This is a genomic window from Mycobacterium sp. NS-7484 (genome assembly GCF_001953975.1).
GTDB lineage: Bacteria > Actinomycetota > Actinomycetes > Mycobacteriales > Mycobacteriaceae > Mycobacterium.
On record NZ_MBEJ01000078.1, the window covers coordinates 77,503 to 87,173 of the forward strand.

Genomic DNA, 9,671 nt, shown 5'->3' on the forward strand with positions numbered 1-9,671 from the left:
CGTGAGGTTCATGAGCAACACCGACCCGGCGCCCGCGGAAGTCACCTGCGCCAACTCGGGGTACACCGGTGTCCTGCACGCACGTGAGGTGCCCCTGGGCGGCCCGCGCGCGATCCTGGTGCGGCGCACCCTGCCGCAACGCGACCGGTCCATGATCGGCGCGTGGTGTTTTGCCGACCACTACGGCCCGCACGACGTCCGATCCGGCCGCGGCATGGACGTGCCGCCCCACCCGCACACCGGGTTGCAAACGGTGAGTTGGCTTTTCGACGGGCTGATCGAACACCGCGACAGCGCCGGGATCCACGCGTTCGTCCGTCCCGGCGAGCTCAACCTGATGACGGCCGGCGCCGGGATCTGCCACTCCGAGGTATCCGTCGAGTCCACCACGATCCTGCACGGCGTACAGCTGTGGGTGGCCCTGCCGGACACCGCCCGCGATACCGACCGCGACTTCGCACACCACGCACCACCGCCGCGCACCGTCGACGGCGCCACGCTCCGGGTGTTCCTGGGTGAGTTGGAGCCCGCGCGGTCCCCGGTCCACACGTTCACACCGCTGCTGGGCGCCCAGATCGACCTCGACCCGGGGGCGGTGTTGACGCTGGACGTCGACCCGCAGTTCGAACACGGCGTGCTCCTCGACCAGGGCGCGGTCGAGGTTGCCGGCAGCGCACTGGATGTCGCCGACCTGGCCTACCAGGGCCCGGGCTGCGCCCAACTGGAACTGGCCAACCGCGGCGCGGGCCCGGCGCGAGCGGTGCTGCTGGGCGGACCACCGTTTCCCGAGGAGCTGGTGATGTGGTGGAACTTCGTCGGCCGCAGCCACGACGACATCGCGACCTACCGCGCGTTGTGGCAGGCCAACGATGCCCGGTTTGGTGACGTGCACGGCTATGCCGGCACGATCGTCAGGCTGCCGGCGCCGCCGTTGCCCAATGGACGGCTCAAGCCCAGGCCGAGGCCGTCGAATTAGGCCTCGAGTCAGGCCTTGAGATATTGCGCGGTGTTGCCGCCCACCGGCATCTCGGGCAGACCGAGCTTGCGGTGATCCCAGCTGCGCAACCGGCTCGGCACCACGCGCACCGCGATGCGGTTGTTCATCATCTGGTCGACGAACGGCCGCATCTCGTCGGTGTAGGGGCCGGTGTAGCGTTCCCACACGCTGATACCCACGCGCAGAAGGGTTTCCGGGTCGTCGACGATCTCGGCGGTGCCGTCGATGGACACGCCGCGCAGGGTGTCGTAGGTGTCGCCGTCCTCGATCATCACCGTGATGGTCGGGTCACGACGCACGTTGACCGCCTTCTGCGACTTGGCCTTGGTCTCGAACCAGATCTCGCCGTCGAGCATCGCGTACCACATGGCGACCAGGTGCGGTCGGCCGTTGGGCAGCACCGTGGCCATCGTCGCGGTCCGGCTGTGTTCGATGAATTCGGCGATCTCCTCGTCGCTCATGACGATCTTTGCCCGCTCGTTCTTACCCACCTGCCACCTCTCTGCTCGCGTCAGCCCACCATAGCCACGCCGGTTCAGGGGCCCCCGCCCGCTTCAGAGCACGCCGAACTGCGAGGTCACCCAACGCACCGGATCCACACACCGGAACGGGGCGATTCCCCTGGCGTGCACGCGGTTTCCGTTGGGCGCATGTCCCAGCGCCGACACCGCGAAGTACCGCCCCTCCAACCGCGGGCCGGTGGACGGGTTCTCCACCGCCGCCACGATCGAGCCGCCGTGCAGACGCACCAGCAGGCTGCGTACCTCTTGGTCGAGTAGTTGACCGTCGACGTCGTCGTAGTGCTTGCCGTCGGACGTGTCACGCAGGAACGCCGCACCGCCGTTGGACATGACCAGGGCCCAGTCCGAGCCCTGCACGTCCCGAAGCGCCCGCAGCACGTCGAACTTGGACAGGATCACCGCCAGCTTGGGCCGACCGGGATACATCGCCAGCAGCAGATTGCCCAGCACCGAGCGCGGCTCGCCACCGCTGAACGGCTGCGGCGGCAACAGGTCCTGCAGTTGATCGCGGATGGCCTTGACCCGCAACGGATCGAACATGAAGAACACCGCGTCGGCGTGGCCGAAGAACTGGAAGGGTGGTGCCCGCAGGTCACCGTTCTCCAGATCCTCGCCGGCGACATCGCGCAGCACCAGGAAGCGCCGCACTCCGTGCCAGACACCGATCGAGAACACCAGCGGCTCACGCTGATTCGGCGCCTGGGTGTGCACCGTCGGGGTGGGCGGCAACAAGCCGCGCTGAACATACAGCGGGCCTTCGTAATTGGTGGCGTAGTTCTGCGCGGTGGCGCGGGTGACCGGCTCCAAGACCACCCCGAAGCGTTCGCACAACAATTCCAGCTGCTTGATCAGCACCGCGATATAGAGGCTCTTGCCCGTCGCCCGGGCACCGGCCAATGCGATGCAGATCGCGTGGCCTTCGCGGAAGCCGTCGGGAAGCGTGAAGTGGCAGATCGGACAGATCTCCACCGCCGCACCCTGCAGCGCGCGGCTGGCCTCCGACACCGGCGGCGGCGGGCCGTTGTAGCCGGGGGACCGCGTCCAGGTGTACAGCGCACCGCAGTCGGCGGGCGCGCCCACGTAGGCCGAGGCGACGTCGTCGCGGTAGCGGGTGCCTCCGGCCTGGGCGGGCAGCGTCCACAGGTGGTTGTTGGGGCTCAGTGCGGTGAAGCACCGTGGGCATTTGCTCATGTCAGCCCCGGCTCCCCCGCAGTCGCTCCACCAACGACGGCTGCTCGCCCCGCCGCGTCATCAGCCTGTTCACCATCTTGCGGTACCCGCGCATCGTCCCCTCGGAGTAGTCACCCGACATCTGCGCCATCAACATCACCACGGATTCCGCCTCGACGCCCGCCATGGTGGTCGCCACCTGTCCGGCCAGCACGCCGGCCAGCTGATCCATCGGCTCGGGCAGGTATGCGCCCGCCTCGGCCCGCAACAGGCTGATCGCCATCACCGGTGCGGGCGCCAGCTGGTCGCCGTTGACCAGGGGCAGCACCCGCTGGACGGCTTGCGCGCGGTATTCGGACTCCGCCGCCAACGCCTGGCAGACCAGCGGATACGGCTGCCCGGTGAGCAGGCCCAACAGCGCGAAGCTCAGCAGCCGCACCGCGAAATCCGGGTGCACCCCATCGGGTTCCAGGCCGGCCAGCGCCTGATCCCACAGCGGCACATACGAACTCTGGTGCGTGTGCAGATAGTGCCGGTGCAGCCAATCGTTCGGCTCGATGTGGCGGACGGCGGCACAGGCCACCGTCGCGCTGTCGCCGTTGTCGTCGATCACCTTGCCGGCCAACTGACGCAACGCCGCCGAGTCCGCCGCGCCGACCAGGGTGCGTAACGCTGCCGGGCCCGGCAGCGGCTCGGCACCGACGGCGAGCAACAGGTCCTCTGGATTCCAGACCGAGCCGGCGGCGGCGGCCTCGAAGCGCTCGGGCTCGGTGGTGCGCAGCCACCACAGCTGCGTCCCGGGATCACCGGGGTCGACCGCGCCGCGCCGACGCGACCGCAAACCCCGCAGCGCGGCACGAATCCACACCTGGTCCCAGGGTTGGGCGCTCGCCAGTTCGGCGGGCCCGGGCACCGGGCCGGCCTCGGCCAGCCAGTCCAGGACGTCGTCGTCGATCGTGGTGGCCTCGACGTCGCCGTCGCGCAGCAAAAGTGCCCCGAGCGACAGCCGGTCGGCCGCGCCGATCAGACCGCGCACCTGCGGTTCGGCGAGCCCGGGGAGCACGCCGTCCACCAACGCCGCCTCCAGGCGATCATCGGCCACCCCGGCCCGCAACAGCAGGTCCACCGTTCTCAACAACCGGTCGACGCCCAGCTTCCGGCTGCGCTCCAGGGCCGGGCCGATGGCCACCCGGACCGCCGAAGGTGTTGGTTTCCCGTGAAACGTTCTCGGCCCCAACGGGATTGGACCGGCCTGCGCCATCCAGGCGTCGTCGTCGATGGCGCGGATGAAGTAGGTGGTATCGGCATGTGCCGCACCGGCGCCGTCGGACAACTCGTGCATCGCCCGCCACGCGTCGGCCGTCGTCACCCCGACCGCGCTCGCGAGCACGTCGGCGATGATGTGCGCGGCCTCGGAGCCCACCACCGCACCCGCCGGGGAGTGCGCGGCGATCACCTCATGGGCCTCCACCTGGGCATCGGCGAACTCCGGGTGGCCGGCGACGGCCATCGCCATCGGCCAGGCCGGATGCAGACCGTCGTCGCGCACCTGAGAGGACAATGTGTCGATGTCGTCGAGCACCCGCCGCGCCGAGACGGTATCGAGCAGCACCACCTGCGCCATCACCGACCACCGGGTGACGGTGATGTGATGCCCGCCCGCCGTGCGATGCGGATCACCGCCGAGCTCGCCCAGCGAGATGTTCTCCGCCTCGTTGATCAGCACCATGCCCGGTTCCACCGCGACGAGATCTTCCAGCGGTACCGCGGTGAGCACCTGGCCGTGGTGCGGCCCGATCTGATCGGCCCGGTCGAAGGTCGAGAAACTCAGGCCTGCCGCGGTGCCCGGTGACATGAAGAAGCTGACCAGACCGATCCACTGCGCGGCGGCATCCGGCGACTGCACACCCAGCACCACCGGCGGGCCGCCGGCCATCGCCGCGGCCACCGCGTCGAGCAGGACGAACAACGTCGCCAGCCGCCACGTGGTGGGGTCCAGCGCGAAGGCCACCACGCTGTCCTTGGTCACCACCGCACCCGGAGGCGGAATTTCGGCCGGCAATGCGGCCCGGGCCACCGCGGCCGCTCCGTAGGGCCGCAACCAGCCCGGCGACCGCCACCATTGGATCGCCCGATGGCGCGGGTGGGTATTGGGCGCGCGGTCCAGGAGCACGTGCGCGAAGACGTTGCCCGGCCGTCCGGTGGAGTCCGACCCGGCCGGGAAGGTGTGCCAGTACGCCGCGCCGTCCTCGACGCGGCGATAGGCCAACCGGCGCGGCCCGTCCTCGAGTTGCTCCGGAGTGGGGAAATCCGGTGCGGCGTCCACCGGCCGGAACACGGTGTACACCCCGGCGATCAGGGCCTGGGTCTCCCCCGGGGTCAGGCAGCCGCCGGTTTCTTTGATCTGCCAGCCGCCTGCCGTGCCGACGGCGTCGAACGAGGTGTAGGCGAGCTGGCCGTAGCGCGATGTCATAACACCGTCGCGGTGAGCTGCAGGGTCTGCACCGGGGGGTCCAGCAGCGCGAGGGTCCGTAGCTGCGCGGGGTCCGGGATGTTGAGGAACAGCCGGATCCAGCCGTGCAGCCCGCTGACATTGGCTGCCCACAGCTCGCCGCTGCCCGAGGTGGTCAACGCGCTCCAGCGCAGTTGCTTGGACGGCTGATCGGCCAGCTGGCCCTGCGCGTCGAGCGGCGCCACGTCGACGGGCTGGCCGTCGTGCACGCTCAACGGCATCCGCTGCGGGTTGTTGACCAACACGAACGACGGCGACCCTGGGACGTCGTATTCCGAACGCACCGCCACGGTGGCGGTGGTGGGATAACCGGCCTGATCACGGCCGATCCGCACGGCATACTGCAGGCGCAGCATGCCCGGGTATTCGATGCTGGCCACCGGACCGGTGACCCGGCGACCGCCGGAGAACGCCACCGGCGCCAGATGCAGCGAGCAGCCGGCCACCGGCAGGGCCCCGGTCAGGTGCATACCGCCGTACTTCTCGTAGTCCTCCAGCGAGATCTCGAAGGACCTGCCGGTCAGCCCGGCGCGGGGATCGTGGCCCTTGGGCGCCAGGGTCACCACCACGCCCGCCGCGCCGTCGGGCCAATCGAAGGTGAGCACCTGCTTGTTGCAGTACTCGGCGAGCTCGATGTCGCGGATGATGCCGGTACGTACCGCCGAGACGGTGCGGCCCAGCACCGCGCGTCCGGCCAGCACGGTCACCGGGGTGACGTAGGCCCGGCTCCAGCCCTCGGGCCATGGCACGCCGGACATCAACGTGCGGCGGCTGCCGTCGGGCTGGGACTGATCCACGACCGCTCGGTGCAGCCGCAGTTCCGGGGTCAAGCCGACCTGTTCGAGCGCGTTCTCCGGCAGTTCGGTGGAGACATTGCCGGCGCTCGGCCCGCTTTGACTGAGGTAGACGGCGACCTCGGCCCCGGGTGCCGTCCAGGACACGTCGAACGATGCGCCGTCGAAGCTCGAGTCGACCGAGATGTCGGTGACCGCGGCGAGCACTGCCGACACATCGAGGTCGACGTCGTCGGGCTCCGAGACCACCGCGTCCCCGTCGACCTCGGCGGCGCACCGCACCCGGTAGCGGTACCGCCGACCGCGCACGGCACCGGTGTCGACGAAGCCCTCGCGGTTGTCTTTGTCGGCCAGGATCCGGTGGCGCGCCTCGTCGATCTCGGTCTCGCCGGCCTCCTCGATCGGTATCCGGTACACGTGCACGACACACGGCGACGGCGGCGCGGTCCACTGTCCGATGACCAGGCCGGAGTCCTCCCGGATGGCCACGTCGCGAAGCGGGGCGACCAGCACTCCGGCGGCATGCAGCACCGGACGCGTGCTCAGGGCATCCGAGCGCGACGCCCCGGTGATCACCCACACCTGGTAGTAGCGCAGCGGTCCGGTCAGCGGGCGGTCGTCACTGGCCGCCGACAACGGGGTGGCGGCCACCAGATCGGCGTTCTCCGGTGACCGAGGGGCCCGGTCCTCGGCGCTGACCACCCGGTACAGCACCACTCCCCCATTGGCCTGATAGTCCGGCCAGCTCAACTCGACGGCATCGGGACGGGATTCTCCCCGGCGGAACGCGATGGCGTGCACGGCGCCGGGCTGCGGCGCCCGGGTGTCCGACCGGGCTTCCGGCGGATGGTCTGCGGGGTGATCGACGGGGTGATCCGGGGCCGGGGAGTCCAACTCGGCCAGCACCCGGGCCATCTCTTCGGCGTGCTCGGCCACCGAACCGGGCAGCATCTCCCGGATCTGCTCGACGTCGGTGCGGCCGGATCTGAGCACCAGCCGCAGATGTGCCTCTTTGAAGCTGCGGGCCGCGACCGCACCCGAGTCGACCAGCTGTTGGCGCCAGGCCAACAACGGCGCCAGCCGCGGATCCGCGTCGTCGGAATCGTCGACGGGATACAGATCGGGCATCAGAACACCAAATCCCCGCCGGGCGGCCGTCGTGATCGCACCGGCAGCTCGAACAGCGCGAACTCCTGAGGTGTCAGGCCTTCGCGGGCCTGCACAGCAGAAACGCTACCGCAGGTGCCCCCTGCTCACCGCCACATGGTGGGTCGCCGGCCCACGAAACTGCGGCGCGCTTGATCAGGCGTACGACAGCACCCACTCCCCCGGCTTCGATGCGCACCCCGACTCCGCCGGGCCCGCGGGCGGCGGACCGGCCGCACCATATTGCTCTCAACGTCAAAAATATCGGCTCGCTGGCGAACTTCACCGCAGACGGTAACGATGGCAAATGAACGTCGCGACACCACAACAGCCTTGGCGCCGACGTTGGCCGTAAATTGACGGACCTCACCATTTATTCATTCGAATGTCATGAGCTTGACGCATACGCTGCGGTCAATTTTTTTGGCGCGGCCTCGAATACTCCGACGTTAATCCCCCGCGTCGCAACAACTCTCGCCTGTCGCATTTCAGCAAATTTGACATTGATCAAAAGCCAAGTGCGCCTTGGGCATACCGTCGGCTTTCCGCCTGATCCCGCGCTTTACCGGCGCTCAGTTATGCCAATATTGTTTGCGGAACACAACAGCGGAGCCTTTTGGGGGTGGCGCCATGACGCTTGGGCAGGTATTCGACAAACGCCACAATGCCCTCACCGCCTGGCGCCTGGTTCTCGCAATTGGCGTGGTTTTCTGGCACTCCTGGCCTCTCACCGGGCGAGAGATCGACAATGTCCCGCTAACCCGCTTGCTCAGCGACATGTTTGCCGACGGATTCTTTGTCATTTCCGGGTTCTTGATCACTGCGGCCTGGATTCGCCGGCCCCACCTGAAAGAGTATTGGGCGTCGCGGTTCTTACGGATCTTCCCGGGACTCTGGGTGTGCCTGACGATCGTCGCATTCGTCATCGCGCCGATCGCGGCCAAGATTCAAGACAGTTCGTTGACGCTGTCCTCCCAGATCGCGTATGTGGTCAACAACGGCCTGCTCAACGTTGCGTACGGCGGCATCGACGGGACCCCCACGGACGTTCCCTTCCCCGGCATCTGGGACGGATCGATCTGGACGTTGTTCTTCGTTCTGCTGTGTGACGTTTTGGTGTCGGTGGTCGGGTTTCTCGGATTGCTGAAGCGGCGCTGGACCATCCCGACGATGTTCGTGCTGGCGCTTTGTTGGTCGGCCTACGTCTCCTACACGCCGCCGGGCTACAGCATGGCGCAGATGCTGGCCCGATTCGCGGTGGTCTTCCTCGCGGGCGCCATGTTTTACCAGTACCAGGACAAGATTCCGGCCCGGTGGTCGTTGGTCGCGCTCAGCGTTGCCCTTGTCGCGGCCTCCGGGTTCATCCAGAACTACCGGATGTTGGGCGTCTTACCGTTGGCCTACGCGATCATCGTTTCGGGCGCACTGATCCGGAAATCGCGTCTGCGCAACGATTTCTCCTACGGCGTGTACATCTATGCGTTCCCGGTCCAACAATTGCTCGCCGTGTGCGGGCTGGCGCCTCTGAACCCATTTCTGTTCTTCGTCCTCGCCACAGCCGCCGTGCTGCCGATCGCCGCCCTGAGTTGGTTCCTGGTGGAGAAACGAGCGTCAGCGCTGAAAGCCCGTATTTTCAAGCAGGCCGCCAAAAAGCCGGCCGAAAATACCGTCGCCGAAGCGCAGACGCCGGTGGCGACGCCGCGGAATTAGCGTGCGCCCGCCGAGCTTCAGATCAGCCCGGAGCCCTTCACCGTCTGCCAGATACCGATCAGGGTGAACAGCACCGCCAACACCAACAGCCGGTGTTTCCGCGACCATTCGTGCAACGGTTCGAGAAGAGCGGCGGTGCGGGCCGGTGAAACCACATAGCTCAGCAGCGCTATCTCGAACACGATCAGCATGGCGAACACGAACACCACACTGGCCACCACCTGGGTACCGATCGCGGCCCCCGACCCGGCGATCAGCGTGGCCACCAACAGCACCAGCGGCGGCGGCGCGATATATCCCATGCCGAATACCAGGCCGATCCACAGCGCGCCGTTCTCCCAGGCCTCGTGCAAGCGGTGGAACAGCCGCCGGAGCGGGTCGTAGATCCGCGCCCACGCGGTGCGGATACGGCCCGGCGCCGGCCGCTCACGCTCGGGCTCGCCGTCGAGCACCAACGTCGACGAATGCCCCTGCGGGCCGGCCGGAACCGTCTGCTCGACCCGCTTCTTCTGCCGGATCCGCATGACCAACAACGCCGCGATCACCAGCCAGGCGATACCCATGCACAGCTGCAGGGGCTGGATCCCCGACGTGGGGCTCGGATTGACCAGGTCCTGGGCCGCCGAGGCGAATGACGGAACAGCGTGAAGCACCAGCACCGGTACCACGAAGGCCGGCACATTGACGATCATCGCGCCGATCCAGAACGCCAGCAGGTTCGACAGCGGCCGGGGCCGCGAGATCACCAGCAGGATGAAGCCGAGCAGTACCGGGTTGAGTGACACGAAAAGTGCCATGCTCAAAATGTCGCCCCACATTAT

7 protein-coding genes are annotated in these 9,671 nt (G+C 68.0%); 2 read left to right on the forward strand and 5 right to left on the reverse strand.

All coding sequences use genetic code 11. The annotated features are described in order from the left end of the window. Window positions 1-10: 10 nt before the first annotated feature. Window positions 11-976, forward strand: a complete 966-nt coding sequence (locus A5733_RS14125) for a pirin family protein (RefSeq protein WP_076240569.1) — start codon at window positions 11-13, stop codon at window positions 974-976. Between the two features lie 8 nt (window positions 977-984). Here A5733_RS14125 and A5733_RS14130 read toward each other — a convergent pair whose 3' ends face one another. From A5733_RS14130 to A5733_RS14145, 4 genes are all read right to left on the reverse strand, one after another. Next, window positions 985-1,488 (reverse strand): pyridoxamine 5'-phosphate oxidase family protein, encoded by a 504-nt coding sequence (locus tag A5733_RS14130; protein WP_076240570.1) that lies wholly within the window; start codon window positions 1,486-1,488, stop codon window positions 985-987. A 63-nt stretch (window positions 1,489-1,551) separates the two neighbouring features. Further along, a complete protein-coding gene (locus A5733_RS14135; RefSeq protein WP_076240571.1) occupies window positions 1,552-2,709 on the reverse strand; it encodes a hypothetical protein in 1,158 nt (385 codons plus the stop codon). 1 nt (window position 2,710) lies between these two features. After that, entirely contained in the window at window positions 2,711-5,161 is a 2,451-nt protein-coding gene (locus tag A5733_RS14140; protein WP_076240572.1) for a hypothetical protein, read from the reverse strand. Beyond that, window positions 5,158-7,122: a hypothetical protein gene (locus tag A5733_RS14145; protein ID WP_076240573.1), complete on the reverse strand. Its 1,965-nt coding sequence runs from the start codon at window positions 7,120-7,122 to the stop codon at window positions 5,158-5,160. Before A5733_RS14145 ends, A5733_RS14140 begins: the two co-directional genes overlap by 4 nt. A gap of 648 nt (window positions 7,123-7,770) precedes the next feature. Here A5733_RS14145 and A5733_RS14150 point away from each other — a divergent pair. Further along, on the forward strand, window positions 7,771-8,850 hold the full coding sequence (locus tag A5733_RS14150) for an acyltransferase (protein ID WP_076240574.1): 1,080 nt from the start codon (window positions 7,771-7,773) through the stop codon (window positions 8,848-8,850). Between the two features lie 17 nt (window positions 8,851-8,867). On the opposite strand, the gene A5733_RS14155 is transcribed toward A5733_RS14150, so the two are convergent. Further along, entirely contained in the window at window positions 8,868-9,668 is an 801-nt protein-coding gene (locus A5733_RS14155) for a GAP family protein (protein WP_076240575.1), read from the reverse strand. Window positions 9,669-9,671: the final 3 nt, after the last annotated feature.